Source organism: Solimonas marina, assembly GCF_012241385.1.
Taxonomy (GTDB): Bacteria; Pseudomonadota; Gammaproteobacteria; order Nevskiales; family Nevskiaceae; genus Solimonas; species Solimonas marina.
The window spans coordinates 451,707-468,605 of the sequence record NZ_JAAVXB010000002.1; the positions used below are offsets into that span (position 1 = coordinate 451,707).

General features: G+C 67.7%; 18 protein-coding genes. 6 read left to right on the forward strand and 12 right to left on the reverse strand.

Features of this window, described 5'->3' with window-relative positions:
• The first annotated feature begins 43 nt into the window (after positions 1-43).
• Positions 44-607 carry a dCTP deaminase gene (gene dcd, locus G7Y82_RS05350; protein ID WP_168146973.1) on the forward strand — a complete coding sequence of 188 codons (564 nt, stop codon included), beginning with the start codon at positions 44-46 and terminating at the stop codon, positions 605-607.
• A 477-nt stretch (positions 608-1,084) separates the two neighbouring features.
• Here the strand turns inward: dcd and G7Y82_RS05355 are convergent, their stop codons facing one another.
• Positions 1,085-2,671, reverse strand: a complete 1,587-nt coding sequence (locus G7Y82_RS05355; protein ID WP_168146974.1) for a hypothetical protein — start codon at positions 2,669-2,671, stop codon at positions 1,085-1,087.
• 142 nt (positions 2,672-2,813) lie between these two features.
• Positions 2,814-3,815, reverse strand: a complete 1,002-nt coding sequence (locus G7Y82_RS05360) for an AraC family transcriptional regulator (protein WP_168146975.1) — start codon at positions 3,813-3,815, stop codon at positions 2,814-2,816.
• 115 nt (positions 3,816-3,930) lie between these two features.
• On the opposite strand from G7Y82_RS05360, the gene G7Y82_RS05365 reads away from it, so the two are divergent.
• Positions 3,931-5,649, forward strand: a complete 1,719-nt coding sequence (locus tag G7Y82_RS05365; protein WP_168146976.1) for an alkyl sulfatase dimerization domain-containing protein — start codon at positions 3,931-3,933, stop codon at positions 5,647-5,649.
• Between the two features lie 47 nt (positions 5,650-5,696).
• Here G7Y82_RS05365 and G7Y82_RS05370 read toward each other — a convergent pair whose 3' ends face one another.
• The 10 genes from G7Y82_RS05370 to flgA all read right to left on the reverse strand — a co-directional run bounded on the left by G7Y82_RS05370 (position 5,697) and on the right by flgA (position 14,312).
• The gene (locus G7Y82_RS05370) at positions 5,697-6,104 is read right to left on the reverse strand and encodes a hypothetical protein (protein ID WP_168146977.1); all 408 of its coding nucleotides are present in this window, start codon (positions 6,102-6,104) and stop codon (positions 5,697-5,699) included.
• 93 nt (positions 6,105-6,197) lie between these two features.
• Positions 6,198-6,569 (reverse strand): hypothetical protein, encoded by a 372-nt coding sequence (locus tag G7Y82_RS05375; protein WP_168146978.1) that lies wholly within the window; start codon positions 6,567-6,569, stop codon positions 6,198-6,200.
• A gap of 121 nt (positions 6,570-6,690) precedes the next feature.
• A complete protein-coding gene (locus G7Y82_RS05380) occupies positions 6,691-7,638 on the reverse strand; it encodes a response regulator (protein ID WP_168146979.1) in 948 nt (315 codons plus the stop codon).
• Positions 7,635-8,972: a sensor histidine kinase gene (locus G7Y82_RS05385; RefSeq protein ID WP_168146980.1), complete on the reverse strand. Its 1,338-nt coding sequence runs from the start codon at positions 8,970-8,972 to the stop codon at positions 7,635-7,637. Before G7Y82_RS05385 ends, G7Y82_RS05380 begins: the two co-directional genes overlap by 4 nt.
• 85 nt (positions 8,973-9,057) lie before the next feature.
• Positions 9,058-11,349, reverse strand: a complete 2,292-nt coding sequence (gene rlmKL, locus G7Y82_RS05390; protein ID WP_168146981.1) for a bifunctional 23S rRNA (guanine(2069)-N(7))-methyltransferase RlmK/23S rRNA (guanine(2445)-N(2))-methyltransferase RlmL — start codon at positions 11,347-11,349, stop codon at positions 9,058-9,060.
• Positions 11,350-11,415: 66 nt separating this feature from the next.
• Positions 11,416-11,949 (reverse strand): O-acetyl-ADP-ribose deacetylase, encoded by a 534-nt coding sequence (locus tag G7Y82_RS05395; protein WP_168146982.1) that lies wholly within the window; start codon positions 11,947-11,949, stop codon positions 11,416-11,418.
• Between the two features lie 58 nt (positions 11,950-12,007).
• Positions 12,008-12,724, reverse strand: coding sequence for a flagellar brake protein (locus tag G7Y82_RS05400; RefSeq protein ID WP_168146983.1), 717 nt, complete (start codon positions 12,722-12,724; stop codon positions 12,008-12,010).
• Between the two features lie 11 nt (positions 12,725-12,735).
• Positions 12,736-13,212 (reverse strand): flagella synthesis protein FlgN, encoded by a 477-nt coding sequence (locus G7Y82_RS05405; protein ID WP_168146984.1) that lies wholly within the window; start codon positions 13,210-13,212, stop codon positions 12,736-12,738.
• Positions 13,209-13,520 (reverse strand): flagellar biosynthesis anti-sigma factor FlgM, encoded by a 312-nt coding sequence (gene flgM, locus G7Y82_RS05410; RefSeq protein WP_168146985.1) that lies wholly within the window; start codon positions 13,518-13,520, stop codon positions 13,209-13,211. Before flgM ends, G7Y82_RS05405 begins: the two co-directional genes overlap by 4 nt.
• Positions 13,521-13,628: 108 nt before the next feature.
• On the reverse strand, positions 13,629-14,312 hold the full coding sequence (gene flgA / locus G7Y82_RS05415; RefSeq protein WP_168146986.1) for a flagellar basal body P-ring formation chaperone FlgA: 684 nt from the start codon (positions 14,310-14,312) through the stop codon (positions 13,629-13,631).
• 91 nt (positions 14,313-14,403) lie between these two features.
• Between flgA and G7Y82_RS05420 the strand changes: the two genes are divergently transcribed.
• The 4 genes from G7Y82_RS05420 (at position 14,404) to G7Y82_RS05435 (ending at position 16,887) form a co-directional block, all read left to right on the forward strand.
• Positions 14,404-15,333 (forward strand): chemotaxis protein CheV, encoded by a 930-nt coding sequence (locus tag G7Y82_RS05420; RefSeq protein ID WP_168146987.1) that lies wholly within the window; start codon positions 14,404-14,406, stop codon positions 15,331-15,333.
• Between the two features lie 68 nt (positions 15,334-15,401).
• Positions 15,402-15,770: a flagellar basal body rod protein FlgB gene (gene flgB, locus G7Y82_RS05425; protein ID WP_168146988.1), complete on the forward strand. Its 369-nt coding sequence runs from the start codon at positions 15,402-15,404 to the stop codon at positions 15,768-15,770.
• Between the two features lie 21 nt (positions 15,771-15,791).
• Positions 15,792-16,199, forward strand: a complete 408-nt coding sequence (flgC, locus tag G7Y82_RS05430) for a flagellar basal body rod protein FlgC (protein ID WP_168146989.1) — start codon at positions 15,792-15,794, stop codon at positions 16,197-16,199.
• Between the two features lie 7 nt (positions 16,200-16,206).
• Positions 16,207-16,887 carry a flagellar hook assembly protein FlgD gene (locus tag G7Y82_RS05435; protein ID WP_168146990.1) on the forward strand — a complete coding sequence of 227 codons (681 nt, stop codon included), beginning with the start codon at positions 16,207-16,209 and terminating at the stop codon, positions 16,885-16,887.
• Positions 16,888-16,899: the final 12 nt, after the last annotated feature.

Sequence of the window (16,899 nt, forward strand, 5' to 3'; positions counted from 1 at the left end):
GCTGGGCGCCGTTACAATGCGCGCCGACAAACGAGGACGTCGCGTGAGCATCAAATCGGACAAGTGGATCCGCCGCATGGCGGCGCAGGGCATGATCGAACCGTACGAAGCCGGTCAGGTCCGCTACGTCAACGACCAGAAGATCGTTAGCTACGGCACATCGAGCTATGGCTACGATGTGCGCTGCGCCAACGAATTCAAGATCTTCACGAACATCAATTCGACGATCGTCGACCCGAAGAATTTCGACGAGGGTTCGTTCGTCGATGTGAAGTCCGACGTCTGCATCATCCCGCCGAATTCGTTCGCGCTGGCGCGGACGGTCGAGTACTTCCGCATTCCGCGCTCGACGCTGGTGGTGTGCCTGGGCAAGAGCACGTATGCGCGCTGCGGCATCATCGTCAACGTCACGCCGCTGGAGCCGGAGTGGGAAGGCCACGTGACGCTCGAGTTCTCCAACACCACGCCGCTGCCGGCCAAGATCTACGCGAACGAAGGCGTTGCGCAGATGCTGTTCTACGAGTCGGACGAGGTTTGCGAGACGTCTTATAAGGACCGCGGTGGCAAGTATCAGGGACAGCGCGGCGTCACCCTGCCGAGAACCTGATCCCGAACGAGCGACGGTGCCGCGGTCCTGCGCCGAGACTCGCGTTGCCGGCGATCCCGCTGACGCGGGCCCCTCGCCGGGTCGCTCGCACGGCACCGCTTGTGGCCAGTATCAGGGACAGCGCGGCGTCACCCTGCCGAGAACCTGATCCCGAACGAGCGACGGTACCGCGGTCCTGCGCCGAGACTCGCGTTGCCGGCGATCCCGCTGGCGCGGGTCCCTCGCCGGGGCGCTCGCACGGCACCGCTTGCGGCCAGTATCAGGGACAGCGCGGCGTCACCCTGCCGAGAACCTGATCCCGAACGAGCGACGGTACCGCGGTCCTGCGCCGAGACTCGCGTTGCCGGCGATCCCGCTGGCGCGGGTCCCTCGCCGGGGCGCTCGCACGGCACCGCTTGCGGCCAGTATCAGGGACAGCGCGGCGTCACCCTGCCGCGGACCTGATCCCGAACGAGCGACGGTACCGCGGTACGGTGCTTACCAGGGCGGTGGGCCGAGGACGGGTGACGCGATGCGGCCGACGGCGTTCAGGGCCTGTTGCACGTCGGGCCGTGCGACGACGCTGCGCCAGCGGCGCTCGTATTCGGCGGCCAGCGGCGGTTGCGGCACGCGGGCGTAGATCTGCACGTCGGTCAGCGCGTCGCTGCGCCAGCGCGCGTCGGCCAGACGCTCACGCAGCAGTTGCGCGGCGTCGTCGAGACGGCCGGCCTGAACCAGCGCGAATTCGTAGGTGCTCATGGCGTCGTCGCGATGTTCGCGCATCTCGGCCAGCGTGCGCTCGACGGTGGTGGGGTCGTGGCGCAGGACGGCGGCGAGCACGCGCACGGCGTTGGCCTGCATGCGGCCGAACGGGCTGGTGCCGCCGAGCTTGGCGATGGCCTGCAGCGCGGCGTCCGGCTGGCCGAGCAGTGCCAGCGCATGGCCCAGGTTGATGGCCTGGCTGACGTTGGCGCCGCCGCCGACTTCCGGGCGCTGCGCGGCCGCGCGCAGTTGTTCGATCGATGCATTCCAGCGGCCCAGACCCCACAGTGCGCGGGCGCGGCCGTCGAGGATCCAGGTGTAGTGCAGGTCGGCGTCGCGGTAGGCTTTCTCGCCGCCCTGGGCGACGCGCTGGATGACGGCGTCGCTGCTCGCCAGCACGTCGTCGAAGCGGCGCATGCGCAGCAACCGCTGCTGCAGCTCGCTGAGCTTGGCCAGCGAGTCTGGGTCTTCGGCGACGCGCTTCTGCGCGAGAGCGATGCCGGCCGCCGCCGCCTTGGCCACGTCGAAAGATTGCGGGTGCGCGGTGACGATAGGATCGAAGCGCCGGTCGACGACCATGCTCAGCACGTTGTCGCCCGATTCGACGCGCAGCGCCGCCGCCGAGGCGCCGTCGATGTCGCCGCGCGCCAGTCGCAGCAGTGCGAGGTCCATCCACAGGAAGTCGGGCTGGCCCTCTTCGAGCCGCCAGTGCGCGTCGAACAGCGCGCCGAGCATGCGCAACTGCACATCGGTGACGCCGCTATCGGCGTCGCTCCCGGCGTCGGCGTCGGCGTCAGTGGCGGCTTGGGGGACGGCGTTGGCCTGGGCGTGCAGCTTGCGCTCGATCTGCAGAATCGCGCGGCTGTTGATCTGCGCCAGCTCCTGCGGCCAGCGTTGGGCGATGGCAGCGACGCAGATGGCGCTGTCGCGATAGTCGGCCGTGGCGTACGACCGTTGCAGCCGCGTGGTCCAGTCGAAGGCGCTGGCCTGCGGCATGATCGTCGCTTCGTCGAGATAGCGGCGCGCCTCGTTCATCTTCTTCAGCGTCAGCGCCGCGTAACCGGCGAGCGCCCACGCCGCGTGCTTTTCGTCGCCGCTCAGACCGGAAAAGCCCGGTGCCTCGATGGCCGTGACGGCTTGCTGATAGGCGCCGTCGACATGGTCGTCCTGCAGTTGCTTGGCAGCCGCGCGTAGCGCGTCGCGTGCGGCGCTGACGGCTTCCGGCTGCGGTGGATGGTCGTTGGCCAGCGTGAACGACGCGTACGCCGGAGGCAGGACCAGCAGCGGTGCCAGCAGGCAGAGCACCTGGGTCAATCTGTGCATGGTGAGCGGTTCGTCGGGGGCGGACGGGCTTCCGGTCAGGGGAAGCGCGTTGGAGGGGGCCGCGGGAGGCGCGGTGGCGATTTTAAACCGTGACGCCGCCTGATAGCGCGATCTGCGTCACGCAACGACGACGATGCCTGCCTTAGGTCTGCTGTGCGCGCCACTGTTGCGGTGTCTGCCCGGTCCAGCGGCGGAACGCGCGGGTGAAGTTGGCCGGATCGGTGAAGCCGAGCAGGTAGGTGATTTCCGCGCCGCCCAGCCCTTGCCGCAAATAGGCAAACGCCAGTTCGCAGCGGGTCTCGTTGAGCAGAGCCTTGTAATGGACGTTCTCGGCGGCCAGCCGGCGCAGCAGCGTGCGCGGCGTCAGATGCAGGGCCGCGGCGACGGTTTCGCGGCCCGGCTCGCCGGCCGGCAGATGCTGGCCCAGCCATTCGCGAACCCTGCGCGACACCGGCGTCGCGTCGAAGCGCGCCAGCTGCTGCGCAGCATCGGCTTCCAATTGCTGCGCCTGCGCGGGATTGCGATCCGGCAGCGGGCGCTGCAGCAACGGCCGCGCATAGAGCAGGCGGCGGCGCGCCTGCCCGAACTGTACCGGGCAGGCAAAGCTGCGCTCGTAAACGCTGGCATCGCTGGGCGCTGCGCGGTGTAGTTCGCAACGCAACGGCACGGCTTGCGGGCCGGCCATGACGCGCATCAGCTGCGCGATGGCCGCCATGAACGCCTCGAAGGCGGCCTCGGCATAGACGACGGGTGCTCCGGGCGGGACGAAGACCACACCGACGTCATCGTCGTGCTGTTCCAGTTGCAGGCCGGCGCCATCGGTGACGAGCCGCGAGTAGCGCGCCATGCGCAACAGGGCATCGCCCAGCGTCGGACTCGCCTGCAGCGCCGGGCCGAGCACGTGCATGGTCGCCGGCTGGATGTGCGGCGGCACCTGCAGGCCGAAGGCCGGATCGCCGCTGCGCGCGACCGCGAGCTGCCACAGGCGCGTCATGCTGGCGACCGGGAAGCGCGCGCCCGGAATCTGCGTCGCCGTGATGTCGAGGCCGGCGGCGGCAAACAGTGGCTCCGGCGCGCAGCCGCGCGCGCGCAGCGCGGCGGCGATGGCGCCGGCCCAGGAGGCGAGGGTGGTGCGTCTGGACAAGAGCGGACCGGAAACAGGTGAAGCGCAAACACTGTCCCAACGGGACAATCGATGCAAGCGATGCGGCGCCTAAGCTGATCCTCTGACGCGAAAAGCGAACGTGGAGGAGACCACGATGAAACGATTCGGTATCGCCGCCGCCGTGGCGGCCTTGCTGCTGGCCGCGTGTGGCCACAAGCCGCCACCGAGCGCACCCGAGACGGCCGTGCCGACACCGGCCGCGCTGAAAAACCTGACGGACGACTTCAAGCCGCGGGTTCTGAATCCGGCCGATGGCATCTATGTGGCAATCGGCTACGGCATTGCCAATTCCATCATGCTGGTCGGCGACACCGGCGTGATCATCGTCGACACCACCGAAACCGCGCAGTCGGCGCAGCAGGTGCTGGCGGCGTTCCGCAAGATCACCGACAAGCCGGTGGCGGCCATCGTCTACACGCACTCGCATCCTGATCACGTCGGTGGCGGTGCGGTGTTCGCCGGCGGCCGCGACATCCCAGTCTACGCGCAGCGTGAGCTGGTCGCCAACATGGAGCGCACGTCGATCGAGTTGCAGACCACGATCACGCGGCGCTCGCAGCGCATGTACGGCATGCCGTTGCCAGCGGATCAGCTGATCAATCTCGGCATCGGCCCGTTCGTCGACATGCACGAAGGCAGCACCGTCGCGGTGTTGCCGCCGACCCGTGTCTTCGACGACAAGCTCGACGACACGGTGGCCGGCATTCACTTCGAGCTGGTGCACGCGCCGGGCGAGACCGACGACCAACTGTTCATGTGGCTGCCGGACCGGCACATCGTGCTGTCGGGCGACAACTTCTATCGCTCGTTCCCGAATCTCTACACCATCCGCGGCACCGGCTATCGCGACCCGCGCGTCTGGGCGGACTCGATCGACAAGCTGCGCGCCTTGCACGCGCAGGTGCTGATTCCGAGCCATACGCTGCCGCTGATCGGCGAAGACAAGATCGAAGCGGCACTGACCGACTATCGCGATGCGATCCGCTACGTCTACGACCAGACGATCCGCCAGATCAACCAGGGCCACACGCCCGACGAGATCGCGGCGACGCTGAAGCTGCCGCCGCACCTGGCCGCCTCGCCTTACCTGCAGCCGTTCTATGGCGAGGTGTCGTGGTCGGTGCGCGAGATCTACAACGGTCTGCTCGGTTGGTACGACGGTGACGCGGCGACCTTGCAACCGCTGCCGCCCGATCAGACCGCGGCGCACATGGTGGCGCTGGCCGGTGGCATCGACGCGCTGGCCAAGCAGATCACCGACGCCGAAGCGCGCGGTGAGCATCAATGGGTGCTGCAATTGTCCGACTACGCGATGCGTGTGGCGCCGGATCGCCGCGATGTTCGCCAGGCGCGCATCGCCGCGCTGCGCGCCCTGGGTGCCGCTGAAAGCAATCCGAACGCGCGGCACTGGTATCAGGTCAGTGCCGGTGAACTGGCCGGCGATTACAAGCTGAAGTCGCGCATCGTCAAACCGACACCGCAGACGCTGGCGAGCATGCCGGTCAAACGCTTCTTCGATGGCATGGCGGTCAATCTCGACCCGCAGGCCTGCGGCGACAAGACGGTCAAGGTCGGCTTCGAGTTCACCGATATCCAGCAGCGCTACACCTATATCGTCCGCCGGGGTGCCAGCGAGGTGGTGCCGGAGCTGCAGCCGGATGCCGACATCGTCGTGCGCGTGCCGGCGCAGACCTTCAAGGAAATGCTCGCGCAGCTGCGCAATCCGGCGCTGACGATCGCCACCGACTTCGACGTCGTCAAAGGCAACAAGCTGGAGTTCGCGCGCTTCATGCGCTGGTTCCAGCCGTCGTGATCAAGGCGCAGCGGGCCGGCCGGGTGCCGGCTCGCTGCGGTGCGGTGTCAGTGCCCGCCGCGCGCCTTGAGCACGGTCCACTCCGATGACTTCGGATCGGCGCGATAGATATTCTTGGCGTCCGCCGACAGGTAGATGCTGTTCCAGTACGCCGTACTCATCGGCTTCGGCGCCGCCGGCGACTTTTCGTCGAGCAGGTCGGCGCAGTCGTAGAGCGTCTGTGCCGGCATCTCGCTCCACTGCGCACCGATCTTGATCTGGCAGTTCGGCACCGGATCAGTCTTTGGCAGTTCGGTGCTCGGCTCGTACGGTTCCGACGACAGCGTCGTGGTCTTGAACGTCTGATCGCCCGGGCCGGCGGTGGCGCGTTGCGGGGCCTGATCGACCGGTGCGGCCTGGGCAACGGCGATCAGGCCGGCCATGGCGGCGGCAACGAGCAAAGCGGCTTTCTGCATGACGGTCCTCGCGTGGCTGCGAATTTCGTCCATCTTAGGCCGGCTGCCGCGGTTTGCCAGCCTCGCCGGCCGGCGTGCGAGGGGCGGCCGACTTCAGAAGTGGTAGTTCGGCAAGCGGTAATTCGGCATGCGATGCACGAAGGCCACCGCTGCGCCATCGGCTCTGGCCTTGATGTCGATCAGCGCGCGATCGATCAGGTCGGCGGAATAACCCAGCGAGCTGAGGAAGCGGTGCGCGGTATCCAGCTGCGTCTGGCAACCGGCCTCGACCTCGCCGATGACCTTCATCGGGTCGTTGCCCAGATTCAGATAGCGGTCGCCGAAGCGGTCGGCGAGGCATTGCCGGTACGGCTGGGCCATCGCATTGGCACGTTGCAGATGATCGGCGCTGATGGTGACCGGCGCGTCCGCAAACGCAGTGCCGCAGCAGGCCAGTGCCGCGGCGGCGGCAAACAGGTAACGCATGAAATCCCCCGGCATCGACTCGATGCGATAACGACGGATTCAGGCTAAATCGTGACCACGTTGGCGGCAACGCCACTCATCGGTGTGCGGATGCCGGTCAGCGTCGTGTGCTGCGAAACGGTCAGGGTGTGGCGCCGGCGCGGCGCATGCGACCGAGAAAATTCATGACCCGGCTGGCCACGCCGCTTTCCTCCGGCGCGCGCACCGGCTCGACCGCATGCGCGACGCGCAGCGTCGGCGTGCTGCGCAGCAGGCGGTGATGACGCAGCGCGCTGGCCAGACTCATGCTGAACGCGCCGCGACGCAGCGGCTTCGGCAGCAGACGGTAGACCTGGCCCTGGTTGATCAGACCGATGAACACCGACACGTCGGCGAACGGTGTCAATACGATGGTGACGATCTCCGGGCGCTCGGCCTTCAGCGTCTTCAGCAGGCCGGTGACGCTCTGTCGCGCGACGGCGATCTCCGAGACCACGACGCCGACCGGCTCGCGTTCGAGCGCCGCCAGCGCCTGGTCGATGTCGCGTGCCCAGACCACCGGCTGCGAGCGGCCGACGATGTCCTGGACGGCGTGATAGACCTCGGCGTCGTCATCGAGCACCAGGATCGCTTCGGCGGTATTCGCGACCGGCGCGACAAACTGGCCGGTCTCGGTCTGCAGCGGCATCGGCGGCGCGGCCGGGCCAGCGGCGAACAGCGAGTCGGCGATGGCCGCCGCCTGCTGCACGGTCTGCCGCAGCTCGGTGGCGTCCCAGGGTTTGTTGACGAAGCGGAAGATTTCGCCTTCGTTGACCGAGGCGACCACCGCGTCGAGCTCCGAGTAGCCGGTCAGCAGGATGCGCGTGGTCTGCGGCGACCGTGCGCGGACCTGCTTGAGCAGCTCGGCGCCGCTCATCATCGGCATGCGCTGGTCGCTGACCGCGACATGCACGCGTTGCTCGGTGACGGCGCGCAGCGCAACGCCGGGATCGGTCGTGGCGATCAGTTCGTAGCGGCCGCGGAACAGCATCGCCAACGAGCGCAGGATGCGTTCCTCGTCGTCGATCAGCAGCAGGGTCGGTTTGTTCATGCGGCGTGCTCTGTGGCGTCGCTGTCGTCGTCGCCGGTGGCGTCGGTCGCGAGCTGCAGCGGCAGCGAGATCACGAACTTGGTGCCGCGCTGCAGCTCGGAGACGACGTGGAGGGTGCCGCCGTGCGCCTGCACGATCTGTTGCGAGATCGACAGGCCCAGACCGGTGCCCTGGCCGACCGGCTTGGTCGTGAAGAACGGATCGAAGATCTTGGCGAGATGGGCGGGCGAGATGCCGCGGCCGTTGTCCTGTACGTGGATGTGCAGCCACGTGCCGTCGGACTCGGTTTTCAGCAACAGCTTGCCGCCGTTGTCGCCGACCGCCTGTGCGGCATTGGTGACCAGATTCAGCAGCACCTGATTGATTTGCGACGGCGAGCAACGCACCGGCGGCACCTCGCCATAGCGCTTGATGACGGTCAGCCGGTGCTTGATCGCGTTGTGCGCGATGACCAGGGTCTGGTCGATGCAGTCGTGGATCGACACCTCGGCGACGCGCGCCTGATCGAGCCGCGAGAAGTTGCGCAGGTTGACGACCAGATCCTTGATCGTGTCGGCGCCGTGCAGCGTGTCGCGCAGCAGGGCGCGCGTGTCGCTGACGAGTTCCGGGTCGGCGAGCGACGCGCCGAGATCGCTGCAGTGCTGGATCTGTGCGCCAAGCGCCGCTTCGTCCAGGTCCTCCGCGGTCAGCATCTGCAGCAGCTTGTGATGCTCGCCGAGCGTCTGCACCGCTTCTTCGAACAGGCTGGCGACCATCTCGACGTTGTTGCGCACGTAGCCCAGCGGCGTGTTGATCTCATGTGCGACGCCGGCCACCATCTGACCGAGCGAGGCCATCTTCTCGGACTGCACGAGCTGCGCCTGCGAGGCCTTCAGCGCCGCGTAGGCGGCGTCGATGCGCTGCTGCAGCGCCGCCAGCAAATCGACGGCGACGCCCATGCCGAGGTACTGGCCGTCGGCCTCGATGATGAAGTCTTCGGTGATCGGTGCGCCGAGGTGGGCGGCGACGTAGCGCGCGGCGTCTTCCAGAGGTGCCTCGCGATCAACCCGCAGCGGCGTGCCGTTCATCAGCGACGTCACCGGTCGCGTGCCGTACAGCTCGCGGCCGAAACGGCGCAAAAAGACGTTGTTCAGGGTGTGGCGGCTGATGGTGCCGACGACGCGCTTGCCGGCGACGATCGGCAGGCACAGCAACCGTTCGTTGGCGGCCTCGAGAAATGCGTCGGCCGCGGCGTCGACGGTATCGGTCGGCGACAGCGGCGCGACGTCCAGGCGCAGGCGCGACAGATCGTTCTGCGTGTCTTCGGGACGGCGGGCGGGCGCGGCGGCATTCATCGGCGCGCGAGCGTAGTGGCGGCAAATGACGGCCGTGTGGCGAAGCGATGACGGTCCCCCGCGCGGCTGCGTGGCGGCGGCGGATTTAGTCCTCGTCGTCGCCGGCGATCGCCGCACTGCGGCTGACCGGCAGGCCGCCGCTGCGGCGCTGGATTGCCCAGCACTTGTGCGCCGGCGGCGGGCGCTTGAAGTCTTCGGCCAGCGTCTGCGCGGTGATGTCTTGCGCGGCGAATTGCGATTCGATCAGTGTGTCGAGCTTGAAGCCGCGGCGGTTGGTCGAGAAGTACAGCGTGCCGCCCGGTGCCAGCAGCGTCATGGTGTCGCGGATCATGCGGCCGTGATCGCGCTGGATGTCGAGCGTGCCTTCCATCTTCTTCGAGTTCGAGAAGGTCGGCGGGTCGAGGAAGATCAGGTCGAACTGCGGCGGCGACGGCAGCTTGGCCTGCGCTTCGAGCCAGACCATGCAGTCGGCGCGCACCAGCGCATGCTTGACCAGCCGGGTGCCCGGTAGCGGCGGGCGTTCGTAAAGCTGCGAGTGCTGGCCGTTGAGCAACAGATTGCGTTGTGCCCAGTCGAGATAGGTGTTCGACATGTCGACCGACACGGTCTGCGCGGCGCCGCCGACCGCGGCGTGCACGCTGGCGACGCCGGTATAGCAGAACAGGTTGAGCATGCGCTTGCCGGCGGCTTCGGCGCCGATGCGCTGGCGGATCGGCCGGTGGTCGAGAAACACGCCGGTGTCGAGGTAATCGTCGAAATTCACATACAGCTTGCAGCCGTGCTCGACGACGACGTGCATCTGCTCGGCATCGCCCTGGCGCTGGTACTGGCTCGTGCCTTTCTGCGACTGGCGCAGCTTGTAGTGCAGACGCGCCGGCGGCAGTTCGAGCACCGAGGCGATACCGGCCAGCGCGCCGCGCAGGCGCTTTTCGGCACGCGCCGGATCGACGGTTTTCGGCGCCGCGTATTCCTGGACGTGCGCATGGCGCTCGCCGTCGGCGGTGTCGTAGACATCGACCGCCACCGCGTACTCGGGCAGATCGGCGTCGTAGACGCGCCAGGCGTTGACGCCACCGCGCTTGGCCCACTTGCCGAGATGGCGCAGGTTCTTGCGCAGGCGGTTGGCGAAGTCCTCGGCGAGTTCGGGTACGGCGGTGGTCGCGTCGCCCGCGGCGGACGCGGGACGCGCCGCGTCATCGCTGGCGCGCGGTGCCGGGGTGGCGCCCGGAATCTCGAAGCGCAGCATCTTGCAGGCGATGGCGCCGTTGTACAGGGACGAGATCTTGCTGGCCCGCAGGCCGAGGCGCGGCGCCAGATCGTCGCGGGCGGTGAAGAAGCCGAACTGCCAGCCGCGGAAGTGCTGCGCCAGCGTCACGCCGAGCAGCGAATAGAGCTTGACCAGCTCCGCATCGGTGGCCAGGCGCTCGCCGTACGGCGGGTTGGTGACGATCACCCCCGGTGTTGGGTCGAGCGGGCGCACGGCGATGGCGTCGCCGACCTCGAGCTGGATCTTGCCGGCCAGCCCGGCGCGTTCGGCATTGGCGCGCGCGGCCTGAATGGCCCGCGGTTCGAGATCGCGGCCGAAAGCGCGGACACCGAGCTGGGCCAGTCCGACGTCGCGGCGTTCGCTTGCTTCGGCGCGCACGCGCTTCCAGGTGGCCGGCTGGTGATCGAGCCAGGCTTCGAAACCCCAGCGCCGGCGCAGGATGCCCGGCGCGATGTCGGCGGCCATCCACAGACCTTCGATCAGCAGCGTGCCGGAGCCGCACATCGGATCGACGAGCGGCGCGTCGCCGGCCATCAGCTCCGGCCAGCCGGCGCGGACCAGGATGGCGGCCGCCAGGTTTTCCTTGAGCGGCGCCTCGACGCCGCGCGCGCGGTAGCCGCGCCGGTGCAGGCTCTCGCCGGCCAGGTCGAGACTCAGCGTGCCGTGCTCGCGGTCGAGGTGCAGATGCAGGCGGATGTCGGGGTATTCGGTATCGACGTCCGGCCGCTCATGGCCGGCGGCGCGAAAGCCGTCGACGATGGCGTCCTTGAGGCGCAGGCCGGCGAAGTGCGTGTTGGCGATGCCCGGCGTGCGGCCGGCGACTTCGATGGCGAAGCGGCTCTGCGATGCGAACAGATCCGGCCAGACCACGGTTTGCGCGGCGTCGTAGATCGACTGTGCGTCACTCAGCTCGAAGCGCTGCAGCGGCAGCAGCACGCGGCTGGCCAGCCGCGACCACAGACAGGCGCGATAAGCGGTTTCGGTGGTGGCGCGGCACGCGACGCCGCCGCGCGCTTCCTTGGCGTCGAGTGCGCCGATCGCGCTCAGCTCGGCGACCAGCAGGGGTTCGACGCCGCGCGGGCAGGTGACAAACAGGGGAAAGGCTTCCATTCCCCATTATCTCAGACCCCGGCCCGGACGCGCCCCGCCATCCGTCGTGCGGCGTGCCGAGGGCCGTCAGCGCGCGTCGGTCCGCGCCAGTTCGGACTCGTAGCGCGTCAGCATCTCGTCGGAAAAGCAGGCGAAGATCACCTCGCGCAGCCCGCTGGACGCGGCCCATGCACGGACCTCGCGGACCGCGATGACGGTTGCCGCATCCCAGGGGTAGCCGTAGACGCCGCAGGAAATGGCCGGGAACGCGATCCGCTGCAGCCCGTATTGCCGGGCGAGCAACAGGCTGTTGCGGTAGCAGCGCGCCAATAGCTCCGGCTCGCCGCGGCCGCCGCCCTGCCAGACCGGGCCGACGGTATGGATGACGTAGGCGGCGGGCAGGCGGTGGCCGCCGGTGATGCGCGCCTCGCCGGTCGGGCAAGCGCCGAGCGCTCGGCATTCGGCGAGCAGACCGGGGCCGGCAGCGCGGTGGATGGCGCCATCGACGCCACCACCGCCGAGCAGGCTTTCATTGGCGGCGTTGACGATGGCATCGACCGCCAGCGTCGTGATGTCGACGCGTCGTGCGATGAGGGTGCAGGGCGGTTGTTGCGCGTTCACGGCGTTATTGCACGCCCGCGACCGTGCGAACGCAAACCGCGAGACGCCGCCGCGATCTTCAGGCGTGGGGGCTGTGCGCGCGCAGCGCCTGACGTTCGAGTCGTGCCAGCTCGCCGGTCAGCTGTTCCAGATGCTGCGGTCGCATGTCGGTGAAGCGCAGACCGAGACGGACGGTGCCGCCACGTGCGGCACGCGAGCGGATTTCGGCACGGACCGGCAGCTGGCTGGCAGGCAGTTCGATCTGCAGATCGAGCAAGTCGCCGATGCCGAGATGCGGCGCATTGTGGGCGACGCCGCCGGCACCGAACACCGAAACGTCCGTGATCTCGAAGCGGAAACGAGCGCTGCGCAACGTCGCTTCGCTCGGCGGCAACTTGGCGTCGCCGGGAATCGGCACGCGGCGCACGACGCGCCGGTCGTGCAGGCGGATCGACGGTGGGATCGACAGCGCCAGGGCCGGACCGCCGTCGTGCTGCAAGCGACCGAGGATGGTACTGCTGAAGAAGATTTCGGCCCCGTCGCAGCGCGTACGCAAATGCAGCAGGGTGCCGGTTTCGGACACCTGTTCTGGCAGGGCGTCGATGACGATGCGGCGCAGCATCGGCTGCACCAGCAGGATCGAACTGGGGAGCCAGCGGTCGTCGCCGGAGCGGCGTATCGAAATCAGGGTGTTGTAGCGGCACAGCCGGCGCAGCTGTGTCTCGATCTCGGTGCCGTCTTCGATCCGGCGCATGGCGCCCGGCGACGGTAGTTCATCGTCTTCGTAGGCGCGCATGGTCGGAGAGCCTAGGCGCTGCCGAGCTGACGCGGTGCGATGCCGAGTGCGGCGTAACCGCTGCGGCCGTAGATTTCCGGTGCGCCCGCCGGACGGAAGGCGCGCAGCGTCTGTTTGAGTTGGGCTTCACGCGTGCCGAGCAGCACCGCGTTGTCCTGATTGGCGGCCTGGCATTTGGCGGCCAGGGCCAGCAGCTCGCTCCACAGCGCCGGCAGGCCATTGCGCAGCGAGGCCAGCCAGCCATCCATCGATGGGGCCCGTGCGGCGTTGCGCAGCTGCGTCAGGCTGTTGCCGAGCCGCTGCAGCACATTGGCCGCTTCCGACTTGTCTCGCGTCACCGATTCGAGGCGGGCGACGTCGGAGTGGATCAGCGCTTCGCGCTCCGCCTGCAAGAGGCCGAGCAGTTCTTGCGCGCACTGCTGCTGCGCCTGCAGGTTTTCTTGCAGTTGCTGCGCGAGGCCGGCAGCCGGGGCACCTGATGCAGTCATCCGTAGAGCTCCCATTCACTCTTCATCATCTTGGCGGCGATGGCCTGCGGGTCGACTTTGTAGGTGCCGCTGCTGAGCTCGGCACTGACCTGGGCGACGCGCGCGGCGTCGAAACCATCCGAGGCGCTGACGGCATCGGCGGTCTGTTGCAGCAGCATCGCATCCGACGTCAGGCTCACCGAGTCGGTTCGTGCGCTCGCTGCGCCACCGGCATTGCCGGTGTTGCCGCTGCGGGCGGCGTTCGTGGCCGGGGTGCGCGTCAGCGCAGCGTAGCTGTCGACGGGGCCGCCGGTGATCTTGTTGGTCATGGTCCTGCTCGAAAATACCGATCCTGTTGTATTAACGGCAGGGCCAAACCGAACTTGAGGCCGGCGGTGCGATTTTTTTGACGAGCGGCTGCACGGCGCCGATGTCCTTCACATTTCAACGCGGCCGGGGCCGGTGATGGTGCCCTCGACGATGCGCCGCGAGTTGGTGTTCTGAACGCGGATGCGGCTGCCGCGTCCGCCGTCGGCGAGTGCCTTGCCCTCGGCACGGACCTCGATGCCGGCGGCGCGGCCGATCAGCATCACCAGTTCGCCTCGGCGCACGCAGCGCTCCGGCTGCACGTCGGTCGGCGACAAGGCCTGGCCGGCACCGATCGGTCGGCGGAATTCGCTTTGTGCGAGCTTGTCGGGATCGACCAGGTAGCCGAACGGTAGCGTCGCCACGTCGCGTTGCTCGGGCCGCAGCAGATCCGGTGTCACCGCTTCGCCGCGCTGGACCGCGCGGGTCAGCACCAGCACCGGGCGGATGTCCTTGATGCGGACCGGTACGTAGATCGACCACGCGCTGGGTTTTTCGCAGCGCACATTGACGCTGGTGGCGGCCCCACGGATCGGCCCGGATTCGGCCTGCGGGCGCGTGCCGCAGGCCGGCAGGCGCAGACGGGTGTCGATGCCGTCGGCGCTGACGTCGGCGCTGGCCGGCAGCGACTGGCGCACGGCCGCCTCGGCGACCGCACGAATGCGATCGAGTGATTCGGATGCGTCCTGCGCCAGCGCCGGCAGTGACGTGGCGAGCGCGGACAGCAGTAACAAGGACTGGCGGAAAAGCTTCATGCCGGGATGCAGGCAAGCGCTGTTCCAGGGACGAGGTCACGGACCTTGCGCTTGCCCTCAAGTCGCCGCCGGTCTCGCCGATATCAAGCTCATGGCCTACGGACTCCTCGAAAGCATCGATATCAGCACCCAGCTGGCGGGGCACAACCGTCTGGCGCTGTTGCTGTTCCGGCTTGGCACGCGCCAGATTTTTGGCATCAACGTGTTCAAGGTCCAGGAAGTCATCAAGTCGCCGGCGCTGACGCACATGCCGGGCGCGCACCCGCACGTGCGCGGCGTGCTCGATCTGCGCGGCCGCGTGGTGCCGGTCATCGATCTGCGCCGTGCGATCGGCATGGAGGACGATGACGCCCTGCCGGCGCCAGCGCATCTGGTCGTCGCCGAGTTCAATCGCAGCGTGCAGGCGTTTCTGGTCGAGCAGGTCGAGCGCATCGTTCATCTCGATGTCGCCGAACTCAAGCCGGCGCCCGAGCGCGACGCTTATCTGACGGCCGTCGTGCGCTTTCAGCAGCAGGACGTCGGCATCATCGACGTCGAGAAAGTGCTGGCCGAAATCCTCGGTGGGCCGGCCGGCCTGTCCGAGCGCATCAGCGCGTCGGTGGCGGGTCTCGACGCCGGTGGTCTGAAGGTGCTGGTGGTCGACGATTCACGCGTGGCGCGCACGCAGATCGAAGGCGTGCTGCGCGAGCTGGGCATCGGGGCACTGATGGCGGCCGACGGTCGCGAGGCGTTGGAGCTGCTGCAGATGATGGCGGCCGACGGTCCGCTCGCCGAGCAATTGCTGATGGTGATATCGGATGTCGAGATGCCGACGATGGACGGCTATCGGTTGACGACGGAAATCCGACACGACCCGGCGCTGCAGTCGCTGTATGTGCTGTTGCACAGCTCGCTGTCCGGTGTCTTCAACACGGCGATGGTCGAAAAGGTCGGCGCCGACCGCTTTATAGCGAAGTTCAGTTCCGATGAGCTGGCGCAGGCGGTCATTGGTCGGCTGGAGGCTGTGATCGCCGCGCATTGAGCGCTGTTTCCGAGGGGCTGGCACATGGCTTGTATAGCTGCTGGCAAACCCATTCGGAGTCGTCGGCCATGGCCATCGACAGCGCGTTGTTCGGAATCCAGGAGCAGGCCCTGCAAGTGCAGCGTCGGCGCATGGAGCTGATCGCCGCCAATATCGCCAACGCTGACACGCCGGGCTATCAGGCTCGCGATCTCGACTTTCGTGCCGTGCTTCAGGACGCGCAGGCGTCGGCCAGCGGGGGCAATACGCTCGGCACCGACGTGCGCTCGGTCGACGCGCAATATCGCGTGCCCCTGCAGCCGTCGGTCGACGGCAACACGGTCGACACCCAGGTCGAGCAAGGGCAGTTCGCCGACGCCGCGCTGCGCTATCAGGCCAGCCTCAATTTCCTCGACGCGCGCATCAAGAGCCTGATGAGCGCGCTCAGCGGGCAATAGGCCAGAAGGAGGCGATAGACCATGTCCTCATTCCGCATCTTCGACATTGCCGGCAGCGCGATGAGCGCGCAGTCGACGCGCCTCAACACCGTCGCCAGCAACCTCGCCAACGCCGACGCCGTGTCCGGCAATCCGGACGACGTCTACAAAGCGCGCATGCCGGTATTCAAGACCATGGTCGAGAACGGCAGCGACGACAGCGCCGGCGTGCAGGTGCTCGGCGTGGTGGAAAGCCAGGCTGCGCCGGAGAAGCGCTACGAGCCCGGCAATCCGGTCGCCGATGCCGACGGCTATGTCTATGCCCCGAACGTCAACGTCGTCGAGGAGATGGTCAACATGATCTCCGCGTCGCGTTCCTATCAGTCCAGTGTCGACGTGATGAACACCGCCAAGGAACTGGCGATGCGCACGCTGACGCTCGGCAAGTGAGTTGCCCATGACCACGACTTCCGCCGTCTCCGACAGCAGCAATCCCTACGCCTCGCTGGGACTGGCCGTGCAGCAGTCCAGCACCGACGGTTCGAGCACCGGGCTCGGGCAGGATGCCTTTCTCAAGCTGCTGACCACGCAGCTGCAGAATCAGAATCCGCTGAATCCCACCGACAACACCGAATTCATCGCGCAGCTCGCGCAGATCAGCACGGTGTCCGGCATCGAATCGCTCAACGATTCGTTCTCGTCGCTGTCGAGCTCGCTGACGTCTTATCAGACCTTGCAGGCCGCGCAGCTGGTCGGCCACAACGTGCTGGTGCCCAGCAGCGCCGGCTATCTGCCTGAAGGCGGCACGCTGGACGGCGCTGTCGCCGCCGGCAGCAGTGGCACGGTCCAGGTCGACATCGTCGACGCCAGCGGTCAGGTCGTGCGCACGCTCGATCTCGGCACGCAGTCGGCCGGCGTCGTCAATTTCTCGTGGGACGGCAAGGATGCGGGCGGCAACACGCTCGATGCCGGCACCTATTCGTTACAAGCACGGCTGATCCAGGGGGATACCCAGACCGCGCTGACCACCTATGCGTCGAGCACGGTACAGAGCGTCCAGCTCGCATCGGACGGCCTGACGCTCGACCTGCAGGGGCTCGGTGCGTTCGCGCTTTCCGACGTCGCTCAAATTCTCTAAGGAGTACTCATC